We start from the raw sequence: 26,075 nt of genomic DNA, 5'->3' as shown, positions 1-26,075 counted from the left end.
GAGTCAGGCAGCATGGCGCAGCAGTATCAACCGGGGCAACGCTGGATTAGTGACAGCGAAGCAGAGCTGGGGTTAGGCACCGTTCTGGCACAGGACGGGCGCTTGTTGACCGTGCTCTATCCGGCCACTGGCGACACCCGCCAGTATGCGCTACGGAATGCGCCCCTCACTCGCGTGAGGTTTTCGCCGGGTGACAGCATCACCCACTTCGAAGGCTGGAAAATGACCGTACAGGAAGTCGACGACGTCGATGGCCTGCTGGTGTACCACGGCCTCAATGGGCAGAACGAGCAGGTCACCCTGCCGGAAACCCAACTGTCCAATTTCATCCAGTTCCGCCTGGCCAGCGACCGCCTGTTCGCCGGGCAGATCGACCCGCTGGCCTGGTTCTCGCTGCGCTACCACACGCTGGAACACACCAGCCGCCAATTGCAGTCCTCGCTGTGGGGCCTGGGCGGCGTGCGTGCGCAACCTATTGCTCACCAGTTGCACATTGCCCGTGAAGTCGCTGACCGTATCGCGCCACGGGTCTTGCTGGCCGACGAAGTGGGCCTGGGTAAAACCATCGAAGCCGGTCTGGTGATCCATCGCCAACTGCTGTCGGGCCGCGCCAACCGCGTGCTGATCCTGGTGCCGGAAAACCTGCAGCACCAATGGCTGGTGGAAATGCGCCGCCGCTTCAACCTGCAGGTGGCGCTGTTCGACGAAGAACGCTTTATCGAAAGCGATGCCACCAACCCGTTCGAAGACACCCAGCTTGCGCTGGTGGCCCTGGAGTGGCTGGTGGACGACGAGAAGGCCCAGGACGCGCTGTTCGCCGCTGGCTGGGACCTCTTGGTGGTCGACGAAGCTCACCACTTGGTCTGGCACGAAGAAAAAGCCAGCCCGGAATACGCACTGGTCGAACAACTGGCCGAAGTGATTCCTGGCGTACTGCTGCTGACCGCCACCCCCGAGCAATTGGGCCAGGACAGCCACTTCGCACGCCTGCGCCTGCTCGACCCAAACCGTTTCCACGACCTGCAAGCCTTCCGCTCCGAAAGCGAGAACTATCGCCCGGTCGCCGAAGCCGTGCAGGAGCTGCTGGACAAGGGGCGTCTCTCCCCTGCCGCACATAAGACCATCCAGGGTTTCCTCGGCAACGAAGGTGAAGCCCTGCTGACCGCCGTCAACGATGGCGACACCGAAGCCAGCGCACGCCTGGTGCGCGAGCTGCTCGACCGTCACGGCACTGGCCGCGTGCTGTTCCGCAACACCCGCGCCGCCGTGCAAGGTTTCCCCGAGCGCAAGCTGCACGCTTACCCGCTGCCGAACCCGGACGAATACCTGGAGTTGCCGCTGGGCGAGCACGCCGAGCTGTACCCGGAAGTCAGCTTCCAGTCGCAGCCGGACATTGAAGAAGAAAACCGCTGGTGGCGCTTCGACCCGCGCGTTGAGTGGCTGATCGACCAGCTGAAAATGCTCAAGCGCACCAAGGTCCTGGTGATCTGCGCCCACGCCGAAACCGCCATGGACCTGGAAGACGCCCTGCGCGTGCGCTCCGGTATCCCGGCCACGGTGTTCCACGAGGGCATGAACATCCTCGAACGTGACCGCGCCGCTGCCTACTTTGCCGATGAAGAATTCGGCGCCCAAGTGCTGATCTGCTCGGAAATCGGCAGTGAAGGCCGCAACTTCCAGTTCTCCCACCACTTGGTGCTGTTCGATCTGCCGTCCCACCCCGATTTGCTGGAACAGCGCATCGGCCGTCTGGACCGGATCGGCCAGAAACACGTGATCGAGTTGCACGTGCCGTACCTGGAAACCAGCCCGCAAGAGCGCCTGTTCCAGTGGTACCACGAAGCGCTGAACGCCTTCCTCAACACCTGCCCGACCGGCAACGCCTTGCAGCATCAGTTCGGCCCACGCCTGCTGCCGCTACTGGAAAATGCTGACGACGGCGAGTGGCAAGCCCTGATCGACGAGGCCCGTGCCGAGCGCGAGCGTCTGGAAGAAGAGCTGCACACCGGTCGCGACCGCCTGCTGGAACTCAACTCCGGCGGCGCCGGCGAAGGCGATGCGCTGGTCGAGGACATCCTGGAGCAAGACGACCAGTTCGCCCTGCCGATCTACATGGAAACCCTGTTCGACGCCTTTGGCATCGACAGCGAAGACCACTCGGAAAACGCGCTGATCCTCAAGCCCAGCGAAAAAATGCTCGACGCCAGCTTCCCCCTGGGTGACGACGAAGGTGTGACCATCACCTACGACCGCAACCAGGCGCTGTCGCGCGAAGACATGCAGTTCATCACCTGGGAACACCCGATGGTGCAGGGCGGCATGGACCTGGTGCTGTCCGGCTCCATGGGCAACACCGCCGTGGCGCTGATCAAGAACAAGGCGCTCAAGCCGGGCACCGTGTTGCTGGAACTGCTGTACGTGAGTGAAGTGGTTGCCCCGCGCTCGCTGCAACTGGGCCGCTACCTGCCACCGGCCGCCCTGCGCTGCTTGCTGGATGCCAATGGCAACGACCTGTCGAGCCGCGTGTCATTCGTGACCCTCAACGACCAGTTGGAAAGCGTGCCGAGGGCCAGCGCCAACAAGTTCATCCAGGCCCAGCGCGACCAGCTGACGCCACGGATCAACGCCGGTGAAGAGAAGATCACCCCGCAACATGCCGAGCGCGTGGCCGAGGCCAAGCGTCGCCTGGCGGCGGACACCGACGAAGAACTGGCGCGCCTGACCGCGTTGCAAGCGGTCAACCCGACCGTGCGTGACAGTGAGCTGGTCGCCCTGCGCACCCAACGTGAGCAAGGCTTGGCCATGCTGGATAAGGCGGCGCTGCGACTGGAAGCGATTCGGGTGTTGGTCGCGGGCTAATCGCCGTCATCAAAGGCCCCATCGCCGGCAAGCCGGCTCCTACAGGTATACACAATCTCTTGTAGGAGCCGGCTTGCCGGCGATGGCGTCACCTCGGTTTCAAGCTATCGCCGCCGCAGCCGGCACCTCCACTGCACTCAACCCCTCCTTCATCTTCTTGGCATCCCGCACAAAGCTGCGCGACGCCTGGAACAGAAACAACATGGTCAAGAACAGCGCCACCGGGATCAGGTACATGGCGTCATGCAACCCCACCGCTTTATAAGCTTCGGTCATCTGTTCCGCCCCCGCCGCATACATCGCCGAGTGCGCGAAATGATCGGAAAGCCCGCCCACCACGATCGGCCCCATCCCACCGCCCAGCAAATACAGCCCGGCAAAAAACAGCGCCATGGCCGTGGCCCGCAGGCGCGGCTCGACCACGTCCTGAATCGCCGTATACACGCAGGTGTAGAAGTTATAGGCAAACAACCAACCCACGCTGAACAGCGCCACGAACACGCCAATCTCGATGCGCCCGGCGTGCAACGCCCAGGCGGTGGTCACGGTGGAGATAATCAGGCTGAACGCGGCGAACAACAGGCGACCATTGGCAACGCGCTGATGAATCTTGTCGGCGACCCAGCCGCCTAGCGTCAGGCCTACCAGGCCGGTCAACCCGACGATCACACCCGTGGCAACGGCGGCTTCCTGCAACGGCATCAGGAAATAACGCTGCAGCATCGGCACCAGGAACGAGTTGCAGGCATAAGTCGCAAAGTTGAAGCACAGCCCGGCCAGCACCAGCCACAGGAAAGTCGGCACCGCCAGCACGCGGCGGATCGGGCGGTCGACGCGCTCCTGGGAGACTTGCACGGTTTCGGCGGCGCCGCGCTTGGGCTCCTTGATATAGAACATGAACACCGCCAGGATCATCCCCGGTACCGCCGCGATAAAGAACGGCGCGCGCCAACTGTCGAACGCCTTGACCATCCAGCCGATGGTGAAGAACGCCAGCAATAGCCCCAACGGCAGGCCCAGCATGAAAATGCCCATGGCCCGCGCGCGACGGTGCGCCGGGAACAGGTCGCCAATCAGCGAGTTGGCCGCCGGCGCATAACTGGCTTCGCCAATGCCAATGCCCATGCGCACCAGCAAAAATGTCCAGAAACTGCCGACCATGCCATTGACCGCCGTCAGCCCGCTCCAGGCGAACAGGCCCCAGCCCATCAGTTTGCTGCGTGAACCGGTGTCGGCCAGGCGCCCGAGGGGCAAGCCGGCAATGGCGTAGACGATGGTGAACGCGGTACCGATGATGCCGAGCTGGAAGTCGCTCAGGTGCCATTCCATGCGGATTGGCTCAATGATGATCGCCGGAATCGTGCGATCGAAGAAGTTGAACAGGTTGGCCAGGAACAGCAGGAACAGAATGCGCCAGGCATTCGCCGCTTGGGTCGAGTTCTGCATGGGTCCGTCTCTTTTATTGTTATGAGAGCTGCGATGCCCGATGCATCCTGCCCGGTACCTGCAACATAGTCAGACGGCACCCGGTTGTCTGTAATGATTCGTAAAGCTGATAGGGCATGATTTCGCCCGGCAGCACGGGACTTCGCCTACAAAAATATAAGTGCGTGCCCCCCTTCCCAACGGCCATGGCCCGGATAGAATGGCGAGCCTTCCGTAACACCCCACTCCTACTTTTCTTATCGATGACGCCCATGTCCGAAGCCAGTCCGTGTCTGAATTGCGGTGCCTGCTGTTCACACTTTCGTGTGTCTTTCTTCTGGGGAGAGTGCGCCTCGTCGGGGGGCACGGTGCCCGATGACCTGGTGGTACAGATCAACCCCACCCGCGTGGCGATGATCGGCACCGACCAGAAACCGGCGCGCTGCTGCAGCCTTGAAGGAGAAGTAGGCCAAGGCACCCGCTGCACGATCTACGATCAGCGCTCCAGCGTGTGCCGCGAATTCGAGTCCTCCTGGTATGAGGGCGTGCACAACGCCGATTGCGATGCAGCCCGCGCCGCGTTTGGCCTGGCGCCGCTGGAAGCACCGTTCGAACTTGACCTGCCCATCAGCGCTTAGCATCAAACGCTATGGGTGGCATGACAAAATCGTAGACAAGCAAAGTGCCATTACTCCTTGGCGAATTCTCCTACACGTCTACACTCGTCCCCATAGGTCATCGCCGTAGGCAGTGACGTGACTCTATGACGGGACATGCTATGGAATGGCTGGGTCTGCATTTTTTTACCGAGCTTCCAGAGAGCGGGCACTTATTACTCAATTGCAGTCATAACCCCTTCCTGGTACTGCTCGCCTATCTGGTCGCGTGCGCGGCGGGTTTCGGCACGCTGGACATGGCCGAACGCGTCGGCCATGTCGAAGACCCTACCGCGCAGCGCCATTGGCGCTGGCTCGGTGCTGGTTGCCTGGCAGGCGGGATCTGGTCGACCCATTTCATCAGCATGCTGGCCTTCCAGGCCCCGATCGCTATCCATTACGAACTGTTCATGACGTTCGCGTCCTTGCTGATCGCGCTGATCGCGTCGTTGATTGCCATGCAAACCCTCAGTCACCCCCACTTGCGCTTCCACCAGTATTTGCTGGCGTCGGTCTGGATGGGCATCGGCATCGCCTTGATGCATTACGTCGGCATGTCGGCCATGCGCTCCCAGGCCCAGGTGTATTTCGAAACGCGCCTGTTCATAGCCTCGATCGGCATTGCCATCGGCGCCAGCTTGGCGGCATTGCTGCTGTCGAGTTACCTGCGCAACGGCGCCGGGGTGTTCCACCAGTTGCTCAAATATGCCGCCAGCCTGGTGCTCGGTGCCGGCATTCTGAGTATGCATTTCACCGGCATGGCCGCCATGCGCCTGATGGTGCCGACCGGGGCGGACCTGTCGCTGCCGCTGGACAACAACCCGATTCAACTGGGCCTGTCGGTCGCCGTCATCACGCTGCTGGTAATCGGTAGCAGCATCAGCGCCGCCCTGGCCGACAAGAAGCTGCAGCACAAGGAACGTGACCTGCGCCGGGTCAATGCGCTGCTCAGCGAACTGGACCAGGCCCGCGCCTCGCTGCAACAGGTGGCCCACTACGACGCCTTGACCAGCCTGCTCAACCGCCGCGGTTTCAACCAGATCTTTGCGGAAAAGCTCGCCGAAAAAACCGCCTCCCACGGCATGATGGCGGTGATTTTCCTCGATATCGACCACTTCAAACGCATCAACGACAGCCTCGGGCATGACGCTGGCGACCAATTGCTCACCGTGCTGGCCGGGCACATCAAAGGCTCGGTGCGCAGCCACGCCGATGTGGTCGCGCGGTTTGGCGGCGATGAGTTCTGCATTCTGATCAGCATCCACCACCGTGACGAAGCCCGGCACCTGGCCCAGCGCATCATGCAACAGATGAAAGAACCCATCGAACTGGCCGGCCGGCGCATGGTGATGACCACCAGCATCGGCATCAGCCTGTTCCCCGATGATGGCCTGACCTGCGAAGAACTGCTGAAAACCGCCGACCTGGCGCTGTATCAATCCAAGGATGCCGGGCGCAACAGCCTGAACTTCTTCAGCTCCAACCTGAAAACCCGCGCCTTCCTCGAACTGCAACTGGAAGAGGAACTGCGCGGCGCCCTGCGCACCCGCAACCAACTGGTGCTGTTCTATCAACCGATCTTCGACATGAAACTGGGCAAGGTCACGCGGCTGGAAGCCCTGGTGCGCTGGCAACATCCACAGCACGGCTTACTGGCCCCGGACCGCTTTATCGGCATCGCCGAAAGCAACGGCCTGATTGCCGAACTGGACCACTGGGTACTGCGCCAAGCCTGTCATGACCTGAGCCTGTTGTCGGAACGGGGTTATACCGACCTGACCATGGCGGTGAACTGCTCGGCCCTGAACCTGGCCCGCGATGAGCTGGCGGATGAAATCGAAGACGCGTTGCGCTTCAGCGGGATCGGCGCCAACCGCCTAGAGCTGGAAGTCACCGAAAACGCCCTGATGGGCAACATCAGCAGCACCTTGGCATTGTTGCGGCAGATCCGCGCGCTGGGCGTGTCGCTGGCCATTGACGACTTCGGCACCGGCTACTCGTCCCTTGCTTACCTCAAGCGCTTGCCACTCAACACGCTGAAGATCGACCGCTCGTTTATCCAGGATATTCCCAAGTCCACTGCGGATATCGAGATCGTCCAGGCGGTGATCGGCATGGCCCACACCCTGCATTTGCAAGTGGTGACCGAAGGCGTCGAAACCCAGGCCCAGTTTGAGCTGCTGCACAAGCATGGCTGTGATTTCGTCCAGGGTTACCTGCTGAGCCCGGCGGTGCCGGCCAGTGACATCATCGGTGTGATGCAAGGCATCAACATGCGCAACCCCCTCCACTCACCGAGCGGAGTGGTCACCAAGGACAGCAACTCGCCGAAAGAGCCTTCTCCAAACCGAGGCGGCTCCACGTCCATCGTCAGGCCAATTCGCTGACGCCGAAACTTTGGCATTTAGCCATCATTTGCCTAAAGAACGCCGACGAACGGCCGATTCATCAGAGTCCGGCCAGGTTTTCCCCCGAAAACACTAGGGTTTAGCCCACTCGCCCAGGACAAGGACGCACTGTAAAGTCGCGAACTCCCATTCCGTGATGGCCCTTTGATACTTTTCAGCCATCCGCCCAGGCACATGGCGCACAATGACTTCTAAAAATAACTCTGCCACCGTGGTATCCGACGTGTTGCTCCCAGCTCCTGCGGACAAGCCCTCAGGTTCAAAGTCATTGAGCAGCGCCCGCCCGCTGGCCACCCAGCAATACCTGTACTTCACCGAAACCAATACCGACCGCATCCTCGACAACCTCGACGGCCTGCGCGATATGGTGTTCCCGCGCCCGCCCCACCTGGAAGGCGACAACGACCCGCGCAACGAGCAGGAATTTCCCTCGGTCTGCCTGATCGGCCTGGGCCGCTGCGGTTCCAACATTGCGCTGGACGTGGCCGAGCTGGTGTACAACGCGCGCAAGTTCTACCTGAACGAATTCAGCAACGAAGACAAATCGCAGGACAAGGGCTATAGCCCCGCCCAGTGGATCCGCAACAACCTGCGCCTGGGCGGCGGCAAGGCCAGCAAACCGGTGTTCCTGGTGGAACCGCTGGTGATGCTCGGCGACCTGGACAAAGACATCGCCGGGCGCATCCGTTTCTCGCGCAAGGGTGAAAAAAGCGGCTTTTTGCGCGACTATAGCAAGATGAAAATCATGGACCTGTCGGAAGTCCATGCCGGTGGCGCCGGTAACGCGCCGATCCTCGGCCAGTACCTGGCCAAGATCATCCTCAATAAAGACACCCAGCGTTTTTCCAGCCCTGACTGGAAGATGATCCATTCGTACCTGATCGACTCTTGCGGCATCAAGGCGAACCAGTCGCGCCTGTATTTCTCGATCTTCAGCGCCGGCGGCGGCACCGGCTCGGGCATGGCCTCGGAGTTCGGCCTGGCCCAGCAGCACTCGTACATGAACAAGACGTTCGACACCAAGCCCGCCGACGAGCACGACAGCAAAAGCGGCCATGCCTTTGTGTTCGAACCGATCTTCACCAGCGGCATTTGCGTGCTGCCGAACATCTCCGACCACCGCAGCGAAATGTCCGAGGCGCTGCACATCAACGCCGGGCGCCTGCTGTGCAAATACCTGTCGGAAGAATGGGACTTCTCGTACAACTTTGCCAATGAAGACAGCAGCGAAGCCAGCGTGAAGGGGCGTATCCGGCCGTGGAACGCAATGATGCTGATTTCCAACGACATCATGCGTTATGCCGAAGAAAGCGATGACGGCAATATCCAGAACATTGACGTCAATGCCATGGAAAAACACGCCAACCAGTACATTTCCCAGCAGATCTTCAACATCCTCACGGCCCAGGCCGTGACCACCGACTACGACCAGAACTACTTCCGTCGTGCCGGGATTGACATCGGCGAAACCATCCGCCTGGATGCCAACGACCTCTTCATGAGCCTGGCCGGCCCGGTGGCGATTGCCTACGCTGAGTCCGTCGTGCCGGAGACCCCAGCGCCGTCGAGTGACAAGTTCAAGGTGTTCGACAAAGAGCCGCAACGCTTGAACATCGATGATCTGTTCTTCCGTTCCATCGACCTGCCGCACTTCAATAAGGTCACCCAGGCCATCGAAGGCATCAGCCTGCTGCCGATCGAATCCAAGCGCTACAAGGCCTCGCTGGAGCAGTACAAGAATTCGGGCTACGACGCAGCCGCGTTGCACGACCTGCACTTCTTCAAGAACTGTTCGTCGGTGGTGTCGATTGTCTCGTTGCCCAAGGACTACAAGCTGTCCTACATGGACCTGAACCGGCTCAAGACCCACCTCAACAGCCTGTTCCCCAACACCACGCTCAAGCGCTATGCGCTGGTGATTGGCGCATCGGCCAACTTGTCGCTGACCACCTTGATCGCCAAAAGCCCGTGCCTGTCGGATGATTTCCTCACGCTGATCGTAGCCTTCATCAAGCGCTGCTTCGCGCGCAACCCGTACCGCTTCGATGACACGCTGGACAACTCGATCCTGGACTTCATCATCCACGAGGACTTCGACGAGGACCGTATCGACGAGCTGCTCAACGAGTTCGAAAACCCGGCGAAGATCCTCGATACCAACTGGTACGCGATCAAGCCGATGTATGAGAAGAAGTACCGCGAGCTGATCAACGACAAAGACAAGTTCGTGTCGATCAATGACATTCGCCTGTCACGGGATTGCGTGAAGAAGTCGATCAAGTACCTGCGTGAGATCTACCGTCACCGCATCGGCAAGACCAAAGTTATTTCGTTGAATAACCACACGGGCAAGACCGCCTGACGCGTAGCGACGGCGCCGTTTGGCGCCGTCACTGTTTCACGAGGCTCGTCGTTGCTGCAGGTAGGCGACGATGGCCTGCTCGTCTGCAGACTTGGCAGGCCGGGGCAATTGCTTCGGCCAGCTGGAGGCTTGCGTTCCGAAGAACGTGTTCTGCTCAGCCTCATCCCAACCGCGAATTTCACGCGAGGCCGATTCCCACCAGCCTTGTCGGCACACGTCGTAATAGGGATTCGCAGGCGCGGCGCTGCCGTAGAGCAAGTCGCGACCGACCCGTTTTACATGCTTGCGCTGATTACGCAGCTTCCATTTGATGCTCAGTCGCTGCCACGCCGATGGCATAGGTTTGAACTGCGGTACGTCAAGGCAACGCGCCACCAGCTCAGGGCCGAAGGTTTCACCATGAAGGCTGAAAAAATGCGCCTGCATGGCATGGAAGAAGCGCTTGTCAGCGTAATAGTGATGAACGAACTTCCTGGCCTCGCGCACCGTCTTGCCCTGCATCGCGAAGGAAATTGCGACTTGCTCGATGGTGTGGATGTCGAATGAACCCTGGGTCCACTCGTCGATCAGGCGGATCGAGGTTTCAAGCAGCGGCGTATCCGTATCACGGACACCACACAGGCCACTGTTGTAGAGCTTGAAGCTGTTACTGGCAGAAATGCCGTGGGCGTGCAGGTGCTGGCCCAGCTTGAGGTAGTCCGGGCGCTGGCAGACATAGCGCCAGTCGTACTCGAACTCGTCCATCACATACTGGCCGGGCTCGATCAAATCGAACACGCGATGAGGGGACTTGAGGAATACCGTATCCGTATCGACGAACAGGGTTTTGTCCGCCAGCGTCAAGCCTTGGGCGATTGCACAGGCCTTGCGCCGGTGGAGGTAACCGTTGTCGCCCTGCCACTGGGTCAGAGTCTGCTCGTCCAGCTCGGTGGTTTCTACCGGCCAGCCGATGAAATCCTGGGGCCGATCGGTCATGACCCGGATGCACAGCGACTCACCCGGCTTGAGCTGAGCCAAGGCAGTGAGGATGCTGAATTTGGCTTCGCGCCGGTAAACATCTTGTTTACCGTAGATAAGGTAAAGCAGCTGGTGCGAGGGCTTCGCTGAGGGGGGCAGCGTTGACGGCATGGTGGGCTCCGGGTGACAGGCTGCGCACTTTACCGGAATTTCAGCGCTTCCTACTGTCCCGATCCGACAAATGCCAGGCTTTTTAAACACTGAGAAACAATTCTTCCACCCTGTGGACGGTGGAAAAACTGTTCCCATGACGTACGCGTCACCCTGGGCTGTGACCTTTCTTCACGGCAAGATGCCATCACGGCGTCAGCGGTTACCCCGCTACACACTTTCAAACCTGAAATTCACGCACCGTTTCAGTGCCTACTTCGAAGAGGCTGCCCTTTCCTGGATCAGGATCCACGGCGAAACCACCACCGCCCACAGGCTTGGATCACGCTCCACCAGGTCCAGCGCCCGCGTTGCAGACACTTCGCCCAGGCTGCCAGAGGCCAGCCAGGCAGCGACTTTGTCGCGGTTGTCCTCGGCCATTCCCTCGGCGGCTTCGATCAAATCCAGGCCGCCATCGACCCACAATAGGGCACCCTTGGCAAAGAACGGCTCAAGCTCTTTCCAGGATATTTCGGCGGTTTCACCGAGCAGCTTGGCATAGAGGGTGCTAGGTTCTTGCGTCATGGGAATTCACCTGAGTAAAAAAACGGCGCAATCATAACGTCGTGGCCCGGGTAGAAAAACCCAGTTGCAAATGAGTCACCGAGAGAAAGTGTCAGGAAAGCCAAGGATTGCCCGAAACTCTGGCATCACCCCGCCGCAATTCTGTCTTTTTCTTTCATTTAAGCGACATACCCGGGTTTTGCCCCCAGCAGCCAGCTTTTCAAGCGATCAACCGGCGCTCTACACTGTACCGGTACAGTTGCCAGGGCACTGCCGGGGGGATATCCGAGATATCCGATCCGGTTCTGCAGCTCACAAGGCCGCTAGAACTATAAAAAATACAACAGTAAGAGTGGAGCACTATGAATAAGGCTACTAAGCAGATTTCCAAACTGTTTGCCGCTATGGTCCTGGCTGGGGTTGCCGGCCATTCGTTCGCAGCCGACACCATCAAGATCGGTATCGCAGGGCCTAAGACCGGTCCAGTGACGCAATACGGCGACATGCAATTCATGGGTGCCAAGCAAGCCATCGCCGACATCAACGCCAAGGGCGGCGTAGACGGCAAGATGCTTGAGGCCAAGGAATACGACGACGCTTGCGATCCTAAACAAGCCGTTGCCGTCGCCAACAAAGTGGTCAACGACGGCGTCAAGTTCGTGGTCGGTCACCTCTGCTCCAGCTCCACTCAACCTGCCTCCGACATCTATGAAGACGAAGGCGTGATCATGATTACCCCGGCTGCCACCAGCCCGGAAATCACCGCCCGTGGCTACAAGCTGATCTTCCGCACCATCGGCCTGGACAGCGCCCAGGGCCCAGCCGCCGGCAACTACATCGCCGACCACGTGAAGCCGAAGATCGTTGCCGTACTGCACGACAAGCAGCAATACGGTGAAGGCATCGCCACCGCCGTTAAACAGACCCTCGAGAAGAAAGGCACCAAGGTTGCTGTCTTCGAGGGCCTGAACGCCGGCGACAAAGACTTCTCCTCGATCATCCAGAAGCTCAAGCAAGCCAACGTCGACTTCGTCTACTACGGCGGCTACCACCCTGAGCTGGGCCTGATCCTGCGCCAAGCCAAGGAAAAAGGCCTGAACGCCAAGTTCATGGGCCCGGAAGGCGTCGGCAACGACTCCATCTCGCAAATCGCCCAGGGCGCTTCCGAAGGCCTGCTGGTCACCCTGCCTAAGTCCTTCGACACTGACCCGGCCAACAAAGCCATCGTTGAAGAGTTCGCCAAGAACAAACAGGACCCAACCGGTCCATTCGTGTTCCCAGCCTACTCGGCCATCGAAGTGATTGCCGGCGGCATCAAGGCAGCGAAAAGCGAAGACACCGCCAAAGTGGCCGAAGCCATCCACGCGGGCACCTTCAAGACCCCTACCGGCGACCTGAGCTTCGACGCCAAGGGCGACCTGAAGGACTTCAAGTTCGTGGTCTACGAATGGCACTTCGGTAAACCAAAAACCGAAGTTTCCCCTCAGTAAGCCAGGCGTTACTGGTCCAACAAGCCCACTGTGAGAGCAGTGGGCTTTGTTTTACGAGGTTTATGGGCCTGTCACCCGCGATCCGGGCGCTGGCTCACCTGAAAATCTTAAAACCGTCACCAGCGGTTCGCTGGCAAACGCTTTGTGCAACCTGGTCACAGAACAGGGCACAGGCCGGAAATGACTCCACCAGTGAAATGCGTATCGGGTTTTTAGGAGCGCTGTAATGCCTGAGATCTATCATTTTTTCCAACAGCTGGTTAATGGCCTGACCATTGGCAGCACCTATGCCTTGATAGCCATTGGCTACACAATGGTTTACGGCATCATTGGAATGATCAACTTCGCCCATGGCGAGGTGTACATGATTGGCTCCTACGTGGCCTTTATCGCCCTTGCCGGGTTGGCCATGATGGGTATCCACTCCCTGCCGCTGTTGATGACCGCCGCGTTCCTGGCGTCGATCGTCGTGACCAGTGCCTATGGCTACAGTATCGAGCGTGTTGCCTACCGTCCCTTGCGTGGCAGCAACCGTTTGATCCCACTGATTTCCGCCATCGGCATGTCGATTTTCCTGCAGAACACTGTATTGCTGTCCCAGGACTCCAAGGACAAGTCCATTCCCAACCTGATCCCGGGGAGCATCTCCTTCGGCCCAGGCGGCGCACAAGAAGTGCTGATTTCGTACATGCAGATCCTGGTCTTCGTCGTCACCCTGGTGGCGATGCTCGGCCTGACCCTGTTCATCTCCCGCTCCCGTCTGGGGCGCGCCTGCCGGGCTTGCGCCGAAGACATCAAGATGGCCAACCTGCTGGGCATCAACACCAACAACATCATCGCCCTGACCTTCGTGATCGGTGCCGCACTGGCTGCCGTTGCGGCGGTGCTGCTGAGCATGCAGTACGGCGTGATCAACCCCAACGCCGGTTTCCTGGTAGGCCTCAAGGCCTTTACTGCGGCGGTTTTGGGCGGCATCGGCAGTATCCCGGGCGCGATGCTCGGTGGCCTGGTGCTGGGTGTGGCCGAAGCCTTTGGCGCCGATATCTTCGGCGACCAGTACAAGGACGTCGTGGCGTTCGGCCTGTTGGTTCTGGTGCTGTTGTTCCGTCCGACCGGCATTTTGGGCCGCCCGGAGGTTGAGAAAGTATGAGCAGATATCTTAAATCGGCGTTTTTCAGCGCGCTGTTGGTTTGGGCGGTTGCGTTCCCCGTGCTCGGCCTCAAGCTGAGCATTGTCGGCATCAACCTGGAAGTGCATGGCACCGGTCCTGTGACCCTGACCATCATCGCCCTGTGCTCGGTGCTGATGTTCCTGCGCGTGCTGTTTACCCAGCAGGTCGGCGCCCTGTTCAAGGGCAACCGTGGCCCGTTGGTATCGCCCAAGGTCAGCCAATTCCTGACCCTGCCGCGCACCCAGCGCTACATCATCATCGGCCTGATCGTGGCCGCGTTGATCTGGCCGTTCTTCGGCTCGCGCGGTGCGGTCGATATCGCCACCCTGATCCTGATCTACGTGTTGCTGGGCCTTGGCCTGAACATCGTGGTCGGCCTGGCCGGCTTGCTCGACCTGGGTTACGTGGGTTTCTACGCCGTGGGTGCGTACACCTACGCGCTGCTCTCGCACTACCTGGGTTGGGGCTTCTGGATCTGCCTGCCCTTGGCGGGCATGGCGGCGGCCACGTTCGGCTTCCTGCTGGGCTTCCCGGTGCTGCGTTTGCGCGGTGACTACCTGGCGATCGTGACCCTGGGCTTCGGTGAAATCATCCGTCTGTTCCTGCGTAACCTCACCGATATCACCGGCGGCCCCAACGGTATCAGCAGCATCCCCAAGCCGACGTTCTTCGGCCTGACGTTCGACCGTAGCGCCGCAGAAGGCATGCAGACGTTCCACGAATACTTCGGGATCGACTACAACCCGGTGAGCAAAGTGGTGTTCCTGTACCTGGTGGCGCTGTTGCTGGCATTGGCCGCCCTGTTCGTGATCAACCGCCTGCTGCGCATGCCGATCGGCCGTGCGTGGGAAGCGCTGCGCGAAGATGAAATCGCCTGCCGTGCTCTGGGCATGAACCCGACAGTCATCAAGCTTTCGGCCTTCACCCTCGGGGCAACCTTCGCCGGTTTCGCCGGCAGCTTCTTCGCCGCTCGCCAAGGCCTGGTGACGCCGGAGTCGTTCACCTTCATCGAGTCGGCGATCATCCTCGCCATCGTGGTACTGGGTGGCATGGGCTCGCAACTGGGCGTGATCCTGGCGGCGATCGTGATGATCCTGCTGCCGGAAATGATGCGTGAGTTCAGCGAATACCGCATGTTGATGTTCGGCGCCATGATGGTGCTGATGATGATCTGGCGCCCTCAAGGCCTGCTGCCCATGCAACGTCCACACATGGAGCTGCGCAAATGAGCCGCGAGATCCTGAAAGTCGAAAACTTGAGCATGCGCTTCGGCGGCTTGCTGGCGGTCAACGGCGTGGCCCTGACCGTGAAAGAGAAACAAGTCGTAGCGTTGATCGGCCCGAACGGTGCCGGCAAGACCACGGTGTTCAACTGCCTCACCGGTTTCTACAAGCCGAGCGGTGGCAGCATCCTGCTGGACGGTCAGCCGATCCAAGGCCTGGCCGGTCACGAGATCGCCCGCAAGGGCGTGGTGCGGACCTTCCAGAACGTGCGGTTGTTCAAGGACATGACGGCGGTGGAAAACCTGCTGATTGCCCAGCACCGTCACCTGAACACCAACTTCTTCGCGGGCCTGTTCAAGACCCCGGCGTTCCGCAAGAGCGAACGCGAGGCCATGGAATACGCCGAGTACTGGCTGGACAAGGTCAACCTGACCGAGTTCGCCAACCGCCCGGCCGGCACCCTGGCCTACGGTCAGCAACGTCGCCTGGAAATCGCCCGCTGCATGATGACCCGTCCGCGGATCCTCATGCTCGACGAACCAGCCGCCGGCCTGAACCCCAAGGAAACCGAAGACCTCAAGGCGCTGATCAGCGTGTTGCGTGAAGAAAACAACGCCACCGTGTTGTTGATCGAACACGACATGAAACTGGTCATGAGCATTTCCGACCACATCGTGGTGATCAACCAGGGCACGCCTCTGGCCGACGGGACGCCGGAGCAGATCCGCGATAATCCTGAAGTGATCAAAGCCTATTTGGGGGAAGCGTAAAATGCTGCAATTCGAAAACGTTTCCACTTTTTACGGCAAGATCCAGGCCCTGCACAGCGTCAACGTCGAAGTGCGCCAGGGTGAGATCGTCACGCTGATCGGCGCCAACGGTGCCGGCAAATCGACCCTGTTGATGACCCTGTGTGGTTCGCCCCAGGCCTACAGTGGCAGTATCCGCTACATGGGTGAAGAACTGGTGGGCCAGCAGTCGTCGCAGATCATGCGCAAGAGCATTGCGGTGGTGCCCGAAGGCCGTCGTGTGTTCTCACGCCTGACCGTGGAGGAGAACCTGGCCATGGGCGGGTTCTTCACCGACAAGGGCGATTACCAGGAGCAGATGGATAAGGTGCTGCACCTGTTCCCCCGGCTCAAGGAGCGCTTCAGCCAGCGCGGCGGCACCATGTCCGGCGGTGAGCAGCAAATGCTCGCCATCGGCCGCGCGCTGATGAGCAAACCCAAGCTGTTGCTGCTGGACGAACCCTCCCTGGGCCTGGCACCGATCATCATCCAGCAGATCTTCGACATCATCGAACAACTGCGCAAGGACGGTGTGACAGTGTTCCTGGTGGAGCAGAACGCCAACCAGGCCTTGAAGATCGCTGACCGTGCCTATGTGCTGGAAAACGGCCGGGTGGTAATGCAAGGCACTGGCGAGCAGTTGCTGACCGATCCGAAGGTGCGTGAGGCGTACCTGGGCGGTTAAAGAAACAAACCATTGTAGGAGCCGGCTTGCCGGCGATGGCGTCCAAGAAAATGCCATCGCCGGCAAGCCGGCTCCTACAGGGTTATTGATAATTTTCATTTTTTCCGGCTGACGTGTAACAAATTCCCCCCCGCCCTCTCTAGTGGTACAAGCAGGCATTCAAGCCCGCCCTCTCAACCCACTGCTGGAGATACACCATGACTACCAAACTGTCCGCCGCCACCCTCGTCCTGGCCCTCGGTTCCGCCCTGAGCCTGTCCACCCTGGCTACCACCGCCCACGCTGCCGACGACATGCAGAAATGCTTCGGCGTCGCTGAAGCCGGCAAGAACGATTGCGCCGCAGGTGCTGGTACTTCCTGCGCCGGCACCTCAAAAACCAAAGATCAGGCCAACGCCTGGAAACTGGTCCCGGCCGGCACCTGCCTCAAGACCCCAAGCTCCACCTCGCCGACCGGTTTCGGCCAGGAAGCAGCCTTCACCGCCAAGTCCTGAAACCTCGCAAAACCTGAGTACTGATGATGACTCTTTCATCCCTGCAAGCCGTCTCCCAGGCTCAGGCGCCCGGCCTCCCACGCCGGGCCGGGCTGGGGCTCAAGCATGAGCATTTCCTTGAAGTGCTGGAGACCTCGCCCGACATCGGTTTTTTTGAAGTGCACGCCGAGAACTATATGGTGGCCGGCGGCCCGTTTCATCATTACCTGGGGTTGATCCGCGAACAGTACCCGCTGTCCTTGCACGGCGTAGGCCTGTCCATCGGCGGCGAAGGCCCGCTGGACCGTGGCCATCTGGCACGATTGGCCACCCTGATCGAACGCTATCAACCCCACTCTTTTTCCGAACACCTGGCCTGGTCAAGCCACGGCCCGGTGTTCCTCAATGACCTGCTGCCCCTGGCTTACGACAGCGCGACCCTGCAACGGGTATGCGAACACGTTGACCAAGTGCAGAGCACCCTCAAACGCCCGATGCTGCTGGAAAACCCGTCGACTTATCTGCAATTCCAGCGCTCAACCCTGGACGAGACCGACTTCATCAGCGAAATCATTCGCCGCACCGGCTGTGGTTTGCTGCTGGACGTGAACAACGTCTATGTATCGTGCATCAACCACCAGCGCGATCCACTTGCCTACATCGATGCCTTGCCGTTGCACGCGGTGGGCGAGATGCATCTGGCCGGTTTTGCCGAAGACACCGACAGTCTCGGTGATCGCCTGCTGATCGATGATCACGGCGCACCTATCGACAACGCCGTGTGGCAGTTGTACGAAAAAGTACTGGCGCACGTCGGTTCAGTGGCGACCCTGATCGAGCGAGATAACCAGGTGCCAGCGTTCGGCGTACTGCTGGCCGAGGCTCAACAGGCCGACTGGCATCTGTCGCAGGTGACCCCATGAGCCTGCATGACGATTTTGCCGAGGCCTTGTTAGCGCCGGACCTGTCCTGCCCAGATGGCCTGTTCAGCAGCAATGGCGCCGACCCTGCCAGCCGCTTTGTGGTGTATCGCAACAATGTGCACAGTTCGTTGATCAACGCATTGGTGGCGGCCTACCCCGTGACACTGCAACTGGTCGGCGACGAATTCTTTCGCGCCATGGCTGGCCTGTTTGTGCAGGCTTGCCCACCCGCCAGCCCATTGATCAGCGAGTATGGCAGTGCGTTCGCGGCGTTTATCCAGGACTTCGCGCCTGCCGCCAGCGTGCCCTACCTGGCCGATGTCGCACGGCTGGAACGCTTGCGTGTGCGTGCCTATCACGCCGCGGATACCCAGCCTTTGGACCAGCAGGCGGTTCTCCAGACCCTGCAAGGCCAGACTGACCTGAGGACGTTGCGCCTGCAACTGCATCCCTCCCTTGCCACGTTGAATTCCACCTATGCGGTGGTGGCCATCTGGGCCGCGCATCAGATCGAAGGTGGCCTGGCCACGCTGAATCCCTGGCACGCCCAGGGTGCGCTGGTCATGCGTCAGGGCCTGGAGGTTCAGGTCTTTGCTATCGACCACGGCGCGGTCGCGTTTATCGACAGCCTGGCCCATGGCACGCCCTTGGAAAAAGCCGTGGAACAGGCGCTTGAAGCGTCAGCCGAGTTCGACCTGCACCAATGCCTGACGCTGCTGATCAGCCACAACGCCATCACTCATTTACATCCAGAACAAAAGGTATCGCCATGAATACTCGCCCGTCGTGCCTGATCAGTCGGGTCATCGCACTTTTCGAACACGTTCCTTACAGCCTGATCGCGTTTCTCGCGCGTTTTTCCATTGCAGCTGTGTTTTGGAAATCCGGGCAAACCAAAGTCGAAGGTTTCGCGATTGATTTGATCAGCGGCACCTTCCAGCTCGGCGAGCCTAAATTAGCCGCCTCGACATTGCCGCTGTTTCGCAGCGAATACCACGTGCCGTTGCTGTCACCGGAAATCGCGGCGCACATGGCGGCATTTGCCGAGCACTTTTTCCCGGTGTTGATCCTGGTGGGCTTTGCTACACGTTTCTCGGCCTTGGCCCTGATCGGTATGACCCTGGTGATCCAGCTGTTCGTCTACCCGGACGCCTACCCGACTCATGGCACCTGGATCGCGTTGCTATTACTGCTTGTGGCCAAAGGGCCGGGACGTCTGTCCATCGATCATCTGATCGCCCGTCGCTGTGCTTAAAGCCGATCCAGCGCCTCGCCGCTGCGCTTGAACCAATCCACCAGGTAGTCGGCCAACACTTGGGTGCGGCGCGGTAAACCGCCCTGATAAGGATGAACCAGGTACATAGGCATGCTCCGCGTCTGATAATCGCGCAGCAGCCAGCGCAAGCGGCCGTCAGCCAATTCTGCAGGAAGCACATAGGACGGCAGCCGCGCGATACCGGCACCCACCAGCGCGGCCTTTTTCAACAGGTTGTAGTGATTGGAGGCAAATGTGCCGCTGACCCGCACCCGCAGCAATTCGTGCTGCTGGTGGTACAGCCACTCTTCACGACCGCTGTAATGGCTGTTGAGCAGGCAGGTGTGAGTGGCCAGATCAGCCGGCATTTGGGGCTCGCCATACTGCTCAAGGTAGGCCGGGCTGGCGCAGGTCATCTCATGCCAGGCCAGCAATGGCTTGGCGACCAGGCGCTCGTTCTCGATCGCGCCTGAGCGTACGCCAAGGTCAAAGCCATCCCGCGCCAGGTCGCGGTAGCTGTTGTTGAGCTCCAGCTCGATCTGCACGTGCGGGTATTGCTTGGAAAACTCCAGCAACAACCCGTCGAAGAAGGTCTCGCCCAACGACACCGGCACCGTCATGCGCACCGGCCCCGCCAGGTCGTCCTTGAGCCGGGCCAATGCCTGTCGCGCCCGATCCACCTGCACCACCAATGCCTGGGCTTGGGGCAGCAACGCTGCGCCGGCCGCGGTCAGGCTGAGCTTTCGCGTGGTGCGGTGCAGCAGCACCACGGAAAACTGTGCTTCCAACTGGCTGATCCGCTTGGACAACTGCCCTTTGCTGCAGCCCAGTTGCTCAGCGGCCACGGTAAAACTACCGGCTTCGATCAGCACGGCGAAGGCCGCCAGGTCATCCATCTCGCTCATGGATTGTTTCCATTTGAAAACCAAAGGTTGCCTATTAGTGCGTTTATTCACAGAAAAAGCCACTCTAGACTGAACCCTCACTTACCCCTGGAGGAACAGCATCATGAAAATCCTATTGATTGGCGCCAGCGGCACCGTCGGTTCGGCAGTCAAGGCAGAACTGGCTCAGCGTCACGACGTGGTCAGCATCGGCCGCAACAGCGGCGACTTCCAGGTGGATATCAGCGACAGCGCGTCGATCCGCAAGCTGTTCGAACAGACGGGCAAGTTCGATGCCCTGGTCTGTGCGGCGGGCAGCGTGAACTTCGTACCGTTGGGCGACATGACTGAAAGCGATTTCGAACTGGGCCTGCGTGACAAACTGATGGGCCAGGTCAACCTGCTGCTGATCGGCCGCGATTACGCCAATGATGGCGCCTCGTTCACCTTCACCAGTGGCATTCTGAACCGCGACCCGATCCGCACCGGCGCCTCGGCGGCGCTGGTCAACGGCGCACTCGATGCCTTCGTCAAAGCCGCGGCGATCGAGTTGCCGCGCGGACTGCGTATCAACTCCGTGAGCCCGACGGTCCTGCTTGAAGCCATGGACAGCTACGCGCCGTACTTCCGTGGCTACAAACCGGCTCCGGGCGCCGACGTGGCATTGGCCTACGCAAAAAGCGTGGAAGGCCTGCAAACCGGTCAGACTTTTATCGTGGGGTGATCAGGCTGTCTGTCAGAATCGCCTGAAGCTGGCGGGCGGGGTTGTGGTGCGACGCAGGCCTGCGTAACGTGGCGGCACTTGCCTGGAGACCCGATCATGCGTGCCGCCCATACCCTTGCTCTACTTGCCTTGTTTCCCCTGTTTGGCGCCTGCCAGATGTTCGATAACGATCCGGCCAAACCTTCTATCGCCGGGCTGACCCGCATGCAGGGCGAACTCACGGCGGTCGGCGGCAAGCTGCTGTTCCAGCCGTGTGGCGACAAACGCAACTACGTGGTCAATGACACCGGCGGCACCAGCATCCTGCAGGAAGCAGCCTCCCTGGCCGGCCAGCAAGGTGCGTTGTTTGCCGACCTGCGCGGCAAGTTTTCCGGGGTTGCCAGCGGCACTCAGGGTAGCGTCGACCTGCAACAACTCTACCGCGTCGAGCGCTCGACCTCGGCCTGCGACGACCCGGACTTCAAGCGCATGATCCTGCGCGCCAACGGCCACAAGCCGACCTGGGTGATGAATGTCACCGCCAAGGGCCTGGTGCTGGAACGCGAAGGCCAGCCGCCATTGGCGGTGCCCTATGTGGAAGAACAAATCGGCGACGGCCGCTTCAACCTGATGACCGAAGCCAACAACCAGCACGTGGAATTGTGGGTCGCCCCGCAGCGTTGCGTCGACCCGGTCAGCGGCAGCCTGCAACACATGACCGCCGAGCTGCGCGTCAACGGCCAGGTGCAGCGCGGCTGCGCATCGTTCGGCGGCTCGCGCGACGACTGACGTCACGTCGTGCTGTTTTAACATGACGGGAAACCGCCATTGGGGCTTATAATCGCCGGTTTGCAAAACAGCCGGCCTCCGAGCCCGCCGCCTACCGGATCCTGTCATGTTACGAATCACCGAACTCAAGCTGCCCATCGACCATCCCGAAGAAGACCTGCGGCCCGCCATCGTGCAGCGCCTGGGCATCGCCAGTGATGACTTGCTCGATTTCACCCTGTTCAAGCGTAGCTACGACGCCCGCAAGAAATCCTCGGAGCTGTGCTTCATCTACACCATCGACTTGAACGTGAAGGGTGAAGCCGCCCTGCTGCTCAAGTTTGCCGATGACCGCAACGTCAACCCGGCGCCGGATGTCAGCTACAAAGTCGTGGGCCAGGCGCCGCAAGGCCTGACGGAGCGGCCGATCGTAGTGGGTTTCGGCCCGTGCGGGATCTTCGCCGGCTTGTTGTTGGCGCAGATGGGCTTCAAGCCAATCATTCTCGAACGCGGCAAGGAAGTGCGCCAGCGCACCAAGGACACCTGGGGCCTGTGGCGCAAAAGCGTGCTCAACCCCGAGTCCAATGTGCAGTTCGGTGAAGGCGGCGCCGGGACTTTTTCCGACGGCAAGCTGTACAGCCAGATCAAGGACCCGAAATTCCACGGCCGCAAAGTCCTCCACGAATTCGTCAAGGCCGGTGCACCGGAAGAGATCCTCTACGTCAGCAAGCCGCACATCGGTACGTTCCGCCTGACCGGCGTGGTAGAGAACATGCGCGAGCAGATCATCGCCCTCGGCGGTGAAGTGCGCTTCGAGCAGCGCGTGACCGACGTGCTGATCGAAGACGGCCAGTTGAACGGTGTGGTCGTCGATGGCGGCGAGCAGATCCTGTCCAAGCGCGTGATCCTGGCCCTGGGCCACAGCGCCCGCGACACCTTCCGCATGCTCCACGGTCGTGGTGTGTACATGGAAGCCAAGCCGTTCTCGGTGGGTTTCCGTATCGAACACCCACAATCCTTGATCGACGCTGCGCGACTGGGCAAATACGCCGGTCACCCGAAACTTGGCGCCGCCGACTACAAGCTGGTGCACCACGCCAAGAACGGCCGCTCGGTCTACAGCTTCTGCATGTGCCCAGGCGGCACCGTGGTCGCGGCGACTTCCGAACCAGGCCGTGTCGTCACCAACGGCATGAGCCAGTACTCGCGTAACGAGCGCAATGCCAACTCCGGCATCGTGGTCGGCATCACGCCTGAAGTGGACTATCCAGGTGGCCCGCTGGCGGGTATCGAGCTACAGGAACGCCTGGAATCTCACGCCTATGTCCTCGGCGGCAGCAACTACGAGGCGCCAGCACAACTGGTGGGTGACTTCATCGCGGGCAAGCCATCCACGGCGATCGGCAGTGTGGAACCGTCTTACAAGCCTGGCGTGTCCCTGGGCGACTTGGCGCTGGCCTTGCCGGATTTTGCCGTTGAAGCGATCCGTGAAGCCCTGCCCGCGTTCGAAAAGCAGATCAAGGGTTATTCGCTGCACGACGCCGTGTTGACCGGTATTGAAACGCGCACCTCGTCGCCGCTGCGGATCACCCGTAACGAATCGATGCAGAGCCTGAACGTGAAAGGCCTGTTCCCGGCCGGGGAAGGTGCCGGTTATGCCGGTGGGATTCTGTCGGCGGGCGTGGATGGGATTCGGATTGCCGAGGCGTTGGCACGGGACATGTTGGGCATCGAGGCCTGACACGTTCCCTTGTAGGAGCCCGGCTTGCCGGCGATGGCGATCTTGAGGACGCTATCGCAGGCAAGCCAGCTCCGACACTGGTTTTTGCCGGGTGTCAGATATTCGCGCGCAGGATGCTGTCCGGCAAGGGTTCGCCCCGCTCGACACTGGCCGCAACGGCCGCAATCAAGTCGTCCAACACATACCCCTGCCCTGCCAACCACGTCTGATCGTAGTAAGTCGTGGCGTAGCGTTCACCGCCATCACACAAGATCGCCACGATCGAGCCCGACTCCCCCGCCGCTCTCATCTGCTGCGCTGCCACCAAAGCGCCGATCAGGTTGGTCCCGCTGGAACCACCGACCCGCCGCCCCAATCGCTCGGCCAGGTAGTGCATGGCCGCCAGCGACAGCGCATCCGGCACCTTGACCATCGCATCGATCACCTTGGGCAGAAACGACGCCTCGACCCGTGGCCGGCCAATGCCTTCGATGCGTGAACCGCAGTCCAGGCGCAAGCTGGCGTCGCCACTCTGATAGAAATCAAAGAACACCGAACGCTCGGCATCGGCACACAACACGCGGGTGCAATGCTGGCGATAACGCACATAACGACCGAGGGTCGCGGTGGTGCCGCCAGTGCCGGGGCTGGAGATCAACCAGCTCGGTTCCGGATGCTGCTCGAAGCGCATCTGCTGGAAGATCGACTCGGCGATATTGTTGTTCGCCCGCCAGTCAGTGGCGCGTTCGGCGTAGGTGAACTGGTCCATGAAGTGACCGCCACTTTCCCGCGCCAGGCGTTCGGATTCGGCGTAGATCTGCGTGGGATCCTGTACCAGATGGCTCTTGCCCCCGTAGAAGGCAATCTGCGCGATCTTTTCCTGGGAGGTGGTGGCCGGCATCACCGCAATAAACGGCAAACCGAGCAAACGCGCGAAGTAGGCTTCGGAAATTGCCGTCGAACCGCTGGAGGCCTCGATCACCGGCGCGCCCGGCTTGAGCCAACCGTTACACAGCGCATAGAGAAACAGCGAGCGGGCAAGTCGGTGCTTGAGACTGCCAGTGGGGTGGCTGGACTCGTCCTTGAAGTACAACTCGATACCCGGCAACCCCGGCAGCGGCAAGGGGATCAGGTGCGTGTCGGCGCTGCGCTGGAAGTCTGCTTCAATGATACGAATGGCTTCGCGTGCCCAGGGACGTTGATCGCTCATGGAGAGTTTCTCTAAAGGTGTAAGCCCTGATTTTAGGGGGTTTCCTACGTGTCACACAGATACAGTACCGACTCAATCGGACACACAATTGCTAGGCTTAGGCGCAACGTCATGCCAAACAGCTGCTTATAACAAATAAGAATATAACTTTTGTTTTAACAACTAACGGTACGGGTTAGGGTACCCACCTATTGAATCTGGATTGGAGAGCATCCCTTGCCTCTGCGTAGCACTTTTACCCGTTTCTTCCAGCTGGAAGCCGCCAGCGGTCTGTTGTTGATCGCGGCTGCCGCCTTGGCGTTGATCATCAACAATTCACCTTTGTCGCACCTGTACGCTGCGTTTCTCGACGTACCGGTGGTGGCGCAGATCGGCGCGTTGAAAATCGCCAAGCCGGCCTTGCTGTGGATCAACGACGGCCTGATGGCCCTGTTCTTCCTGCTGATCGGCCTGGAGGTCAAGCGCGAGTTGCTCGACGGCCACCTGTCCAAGCCCTCGCAAGTGGTCCTGCCAGGCGCAGCCGCTATCGGCGGCATGGTCGTGCCGGCGCTGATCTACTGGGCGATCAACAAGGACTACCCTGCCGCACTCTCCGGCTGGGCGATCCCCATGGCCACCGACATCGCCTTCGCATTGGGCGTGCTGGCCTTGCTGGGCAAGCGTGTGCCGGTGTCGCTGAAGCTGTTCCTGATGACCCTGGCAATCATTGACGACTTGGGGGCGATCATCGTGATTGCCGTGTTCTATTCCGCAGACCTGTCCGGTGCTGCCCTGGCGGGCGCGGGTGCCTGCTTGATTGCCTTGATTGCCATGAACCGCCTGGGCGTCATCAAGCTCGGGCCGTACCTGATCATAGGGCTGATCCTGTGGGTGTGCGTACTCAAGAGTGGTGTCCACGCGACGCTGGCCGGTGTGACGTTGGCCTTCTGCATCCCGATGCGCACCAAAAACGCCGAACCCTCGCCACTGCTTACGCTGGAACACGCCTTGCACCCGTGGGTGGCCTACGGCATCTTGCCGCTGTTCGCCTTCGCCAATGCCGGCGTGTCCCTGACCGGCGTCAGCCTGGAAAGCTTCACCCACCACGTGCCCATGGGCATCGCCGCTGGCCTGCTGATCGGCAAGACCGTAGGTGTATTTGGCCTCACCTGGTTGGCGATCAAGACCGGCCTTGCCGCCCTGCCCAGCGGCGCGAACTGGGGGCAGGTGTTTGGTGTGGCGATCCTGTGTGGCATCGGCTTTACCATGAGCCTTTTTGTCGGTTCGCTGGCATTTGTGCCGGGTGCCAGTGAGTTTGCCGGTGAGGACCGGATGGGGATTTTGACGGGATCGATTCTGGCGGCGTGTATTGGTTATGCGGTGACGGCGATGGCGAGTCGTAAGAAGGCCTGACTCGCCACA

22 protein-coding genes are annotated in these 26,075 nt (G+C 60.4%); 17 read left to right on the top strand and 5 right to left on the bottom strand.

Features of this window, described 5'->3' with window-relative positions; translation table 11 throughout:
• Positions 1–12 precede the first annotated feature (12 nt).
• The gene (gene rapA, locus HX868_RS14620; protein ID WP_177003352.1) at positions 13–2,859 is read left to right on the top strand and encodes an RNA polymerase-associated protein RapA; all 2,847 of its coding nucleotides are present in this window, start codon (positions 13–15) and stop codon (positions 2,857–2,859) included.
• A gap of 99 nt (positions 2,860–2,958) precedes the next feature.
• Here the strand turns inward: rapA and HX868_RS14615 are convergent, their stop codons facing one another.
• Positions 2,959–4,305, bottom strand: a complete 1,347-nt coding sequence (locus HX868_RS14615) for a spinster family MFS transporter (protein WP_177003351.1) — start codon at positions 4,303–4,305, stop codon at positions 2,959–2,961.
• Positions 4,306–4,556: 251 nt separating this feature from the next.
• Between HX868_RS14615 and HX868_RS14610 the strand changes: the two genes are divergently transcribed.
• The 3 genes from HX868_RS14610 (at position 4,557) to HX868_RS14600 (ending at position 9,710) form a co-directional block, all read left to right on the top strand.
• Positions 4,557–4,922, top strand: coding sequence for a YkgJ family cysteine cluster protein (locus HX868_RS14610; protein WP_038849758.1), 366 nt, complete (start codon positions 4,557–4,559; stop codon positions 4,920–4,922).
• A gap of 140 nt (positions 4,923–5,062) precedes the next feature.
• Positions 5,063–7,327, top strand: a complete 2,265-nt coding sequence (locus HX868_RS14605; RefSeq protein ID WP_177003350.1) for a putative bifunctional diguanylate cyclase/phosphodiesterase — start codon at positions 5,063–5,065, stop codon at positions 7,325–7,327.
• Between the two features lie 205 nt (positions 7,328–7,532).
• A complete protein-coding gene (locus HX868_RS14600) occupies positions 7,533–9,710 on the top strand; it encodes a hypothetical protein (RefSeq protein ID WP_016975072.1) in 2,178 nt (725 codons plus the stop codon).
• A 36-nt stretch (positions 9,711–9,746) separates the two neighbouring features.
• Here the strand turns inward: HX868_RS14600 and HX868_RS14595 are convergent, their stop codons facing one another.
• Both HX868_RS14595 and HX868_RS14590 read right to left on the bottom strand, forming a co-directional pair.
• A complete protein-coding gene (locus HX868_RS14595; RefSeq protein WP_177003349.1) occupies positions 9,747–10,838 on the bottom strand; it encodes a hypothetical protein in 1,092 nt (363 codons plus the stop codon).
• A gap of 252 nt (positions 10,839–11,090) precedes the next feature.
• The gene (locus HX868_RS14590) at positions 11,091–11,402 is read right to left on the bottom strand and encodes a DUF2288 domain-containing protein (protein WP_177003348.1); all 312 of its coding nucleotides are present in this window, start codon (positions 11,400–11,402) and stop codon (positions 11,091–11,093) included.
• Positions 11,403–11,743: 341 nt separating this feature from the next.
• On the opposite strand from HX868_RS14590, the gene HX868_RS14585 reads away from it, so the two are divergent.
• From HX868_RS14585 to HX868_RS14545, 9 genes are all read left to right on the top strand, one after another.
• Positions 11,744–12,871, top strand: a complete 1,128-nt coding sequence (locus HX868_RS14585; RefSeq protein ID WP_010212361.1) for a branched-chain amino acid ABC transporter substrate-binding protein — start codon at positions 11,744–11,746, stop codon at positions 12,869–12,871.
• A gap of 226 nt (positions 12,872–13,097) precedes the next feature.
• Positions 13,098–14,021 carry a high-affinity branched-chain amino acid ABC transporter permease LivH gene (livH, locus tag HX868_RS14580; RefSeq protein ID WP_028619257.1) on the top strand — a complete coding sequence of 308 codons (924 nt, stop codon included), beginning with the start codon at positions 13,098–13,100 and terminating at the stop codon, positions 14,019–14,021.
• On the top strand, positions 14,018–15,271 hold the full coding sequence (locus tag HX868_RS14575) for a high-affinity branched-chain amino acid ABC transporter permease LivM (RefSeq protein WP_016975068.1): 1,254 nt from the start codon (positions 14,018–14,020) through the stop codon (positions 15,269–15,271). The genes livH and HX868_RS14575 overlap by 4 nt, the downstream gene beginning before the upstream one ends.
• Positions 15,268–16,035: a high-affinity branched-chain amino acid ABC transporter ATP-binding protein LivG gene (gene livG, locus HX868_RS14570; protein WP_016975067.1), complete on the top strand. Its 768-nt coding sequence runs from the start codon at positions 15,268–15,270 to the stop codon at positions 16,033–16,035. Before HX868_RS14575 ends, livG begins: the two co-directional genes overlap by 4 nt.
• 1 nt (position 16,036) lies before the next feature.
• Entirely contained in the window at positions 16,037–16,738 is a 702-nt protein-coding gene (locus HX868_RS31085; RefSeq protein ID WP_095015002.1) for an ABC transporter ATP-binding protein, read from the top strand.
• Positions 16,739–16,935: 197 nt separating this feature from the next.
• The gene (locus HX868_RS14560; RefSeq protein WP_010212367.1) at positions 16,936–17,232 is read left to right on the top strand and encodes a BufA1 family periplasmic bufferin-type metallophore; all 297 of its coding nucleotides are present in this window, start codon (positions 16,936–16,938) and stop codon (positions 17,230–17,232) included.
• A 23-nt stretch (positions 17,233–17,255) separates the two neighbouring features.
• Positions 17,256–18,134, top strand: a complete 879-nt coding sequence (bufB, locus tag HX868_RS14555) for an MNIO family bufferin maturase (RefSeq protein ID WP_177003347.1) — start codon at positions 17,256–17,258, stop codon at positions 18,132–18,134.
• Entirely contained in the window at positions 18,131–18,907 is a 777-nt protein-coding gene (locus HX868_RS14550) for an HvfC/BufC N-terminal domain-containing protein (protein WP_177003346.1), read from the top strand. The genes bufB and HX868_RS14550 overlap by 4 nt, the downstream gene beginning before the upstream one ends.
• Positions 18,904–19,389 carry a DoxX family protein gene (locus tag HX868_RS14545; RefSeq protein ID WP_177003345.1) on the top strand — a complete coding sequence of 162 codons (486 nt, stop codon included), beginning with the start codon at positions 18,904–18,906 and terminating at the stop codon, positions 19,387–19,389. Before HX868_RS14550 ends, HX868_RS14545 begins: the two co-directional genes overlap by 4 nt.
• Here the strand turns inward: HX868_RS14545 and HX868_RS14540 are convergent.
• Positions 19,386–20,294 carry a LysR family transcriptional regulator gene (locus HX868_RS14540; RefSeq protein ID WP_177003344.1) on the bottom strand — a complete coding sequence of 303 codons (909 nt, stop codon included), beginning with the start codon at positions 20,292–20,294 and terminating at the stop codon, positions 19,386–19,388. The genes HX868_RS14545 and HX868_RS14540 overlap by 4 nt on opposite strands.
• 103 nt (positions 20,295–20,397) lie before the next feature.
• Here HX868_RS14540 and HX868_RS14535 point away from each other — a divergent pair, with 103 nt between their 5' ends.
• The 3 genes from HX868_RS14535 (at position 20,398) to HX868_RS14525 (ending at position 23,485) form a co-directional block, all read left to right on the top strand.
• Positions 20,398–20,997, top strand: a complete 600-nt coding sequence (locus HX868_RS14535; RefSeq protein ID WP_095014997.1) for a short chain dehydrogenase — start codon at positions 20,398–20,400, stop codon at positions 20,995–20,997.
• A 96-nt stretch (positions 20,998–21,093) separates the two neighbouring features.
• Positions 21,094–21,765 (top strand): COG3650 family protein, encoded by a 672-nt coding sequence (locus HX868_RS14530; protein WP_016975060.1) that lies wholly within the window; start codon positions 21,094–21,096, stop codon positions 21,763–21,765.
• A gap of 106 nt (positions 21,766–21,871) precedes the next feature.
• The gene (locus tag HX868_RS14525) at positions 21,872–23,485 is read left to right on the top strand and encodes an NAD(P)/FAD-dependent oxidoreductase (protein ID WP_177003343.1); all 1,614 of its coding nucleotides are present in this window, start codon (positions 21,872–21,874) and stop codon (positions 23,483–23,485) included.
• A gap of 94 nt (positions 23,486–23,579) precedes the next feature.
• Here the strand turns inward: HX868_RS14525 and HX868_RS14520 are convergent, their stop codons facing one another.
• Positions 23,580–24,674 carry a PLP-dependent cysteine synthase family protein gene (locus HX868_RS14520; protein WP_177003342.1) on the bottom strand — a complete coding sequence of 365 codons (1,095 nt, stop codon included), beginning with the start codon at positions 24,672–24,674 and terminating at the stop codon, positions 23,580–23,582.
• A 216-nt stretch (positions 24,675–24,890) separates the two neighbouring features.
• On the opposite strand from HX868_RS14520, the gene nhaA reads away from it, so the two are divergent.
• Positions 24,891–26,066, top strand: coding sequence for a Na+/H+ antiporter NhaA (gene nhaA, locus HX868_RS14515; RefSeq protein ID WP_177003341.1), 1,176 nt, complete (start codon positions 24,891–24,893; stop codon positions 26,064–26,066).
• Positions 26,067–26,075 lie beyond the last annotated feature (9 nt).

Origin of the sequence: Pseudomonas reactans (assembly GCF_013385825.1) — a bacterium.
Lineage (GTDB): Bacteria > Pseudomonadota > Gammaproteobacteria > Pseudomonadales > Pseudomonadaceae > Aquipseudomonas > Aquipseudomonas reactans.
Note: the sequence above shows the minus strand (reverse complement) of the source record. Positions and strands in the feature narration are given on the sequence as shown.

Coding starts and splice junctions, on each gene's coding strand:
- HX868_RS14595 (WP_177003349.1), bottom strand. CDS start 10,838: ATGCCGTCAACGCTGCCCCCCTCAGCGAAGCCCTCGCACCAGCTGCTT.
- HX868_RS14605 (WP_177003350.1), top strand. CDS start 5,063: ATGGAATGGCTGGGTCTGCATTTTTTTACCGAGCTTCCAGAGAGCGGG.
- HX868_RS14585 (WP_010212361.1), top strand. CDS start 11,744: ATGAATAAGGCTACTAAGCAGATTTCCAAACTGTTTGCCGCTATGGTC.
- HX868_RS14525 (WP_177003343.1), top strand. CDS start 21,872: ATGTTACGAATCACCGAACTCAAGCTGCCCATCGACCATCCCGAAGAA.
- HX868_RS14575 (WP_016975068.1), top strand. CDS start 14,018: ATGAGCAGATATCTTAAATCGGCGTTTTTCAGCGCGCTGTTGGTTTGG.
- HX868_RS14600 (WP_016975072.1), top strand. CDS start 7,533: ATGACTTCTAAAAATAACTCTGCCACCGTGGTATCCGACGTGTTGCTC.
- HX868_RS31085 (WP_095015002.1), top strand. CDS start 16,037: ATGCTGCAATTCGAAAACGTTTCCACTTTTTACGGCAAGATCCAGGCC.
- livG (WP_016975067.1), top strand. CDS start 15,268: ATGAGCCGCGAGATCCTGAAAGTCGAAAACTTGAGCATGCGCTTCGGC.
- HX868_RS14590 (WP_177003348.1), bottom strand. CDS start 11,402: ATGACGCAAGAACCTAGCACCCTCTATGCCAAGCTGCTCGGTGAAACC.
- bufB (WP_177003347.1), top strand. CDS start 17,256: ATGATGACTCTTTCATCCCTGCAAGCCGTCTCCCAGGCTCAGGCGCCC.
- HX868_RS14560 (WP_010212367.1), top strand. CDS start 16,936: ATGACTACCAAACTGTCCGCCGCCACCCTCGTCCTGGCCCTCGGTTCC.
- HX868_RS14615 (WP_177003351.1), bottom strand. CDS start 4,305: ATGCAGAACTCGACCCAAGCGGCGAATGCCTGGCGCATTCTGTTCCTG.
- HX868_RS14535 (WP_095014997.1), top strand. CDS start 20,398: ATGAAAATCCTATTGATTGGCGCCAGCGGCACCGTCGGTTCGGCAGTC.
- rapA (WP_177003352.1), top strand. CDS start 13: ATGGCGCAGCAGTATCAACCGGGGCAACGCTGGATTAGTGACAGCGAA.
- HX868_RS14520 (WP_177003342.1), bottom strand. CDS start 24,674: ATGAGCGATCAACGTCCCTGGGCACGCGAAGCCATTCGTATCATTGAA.
- HX868_RS14610 (WP_038849758.1), top strand. CDS start 4,557: ATGTCCGAAGCCAGTCCGTGTCTGAATTGCGGTGCCTGCTGTTCACAC.
- HX868_RS14550 (WP_177003346.1), top strand. CDS start 18,131: ATGAGCCTGCATGACGATTTTGCCGAGGCCTTGTTAGCGCCGGACCTG.
- livH (WP_028619257.1), top strand. CDS start 13,098: ATGCCTGAGATCTATCATTTTTTCCAACAGCTGGTTAATGGCCTGACC.
- HX868_RS14530 (WP_016975060.1), top strand. CDS start 21,094: ATGCGTGCCGCCCATACCCTTGCTCTACTTGCCTTGTTTCCCCTGTTT.
- HX868_RS14545 (WP_177003345.1), top strand. CDS start 18,904: ATGAATACTCGCCCGTCGTGCCTGATCAGTCGGGTCATCGCACTTTTC.
- HX868_RS14540 (WP_177003344.1), bottom strand. CDS start 20,294: ATGAGCGAGATGGATGACCTGGCGGCCTTCGCCGTGCTGATCGAAGCC.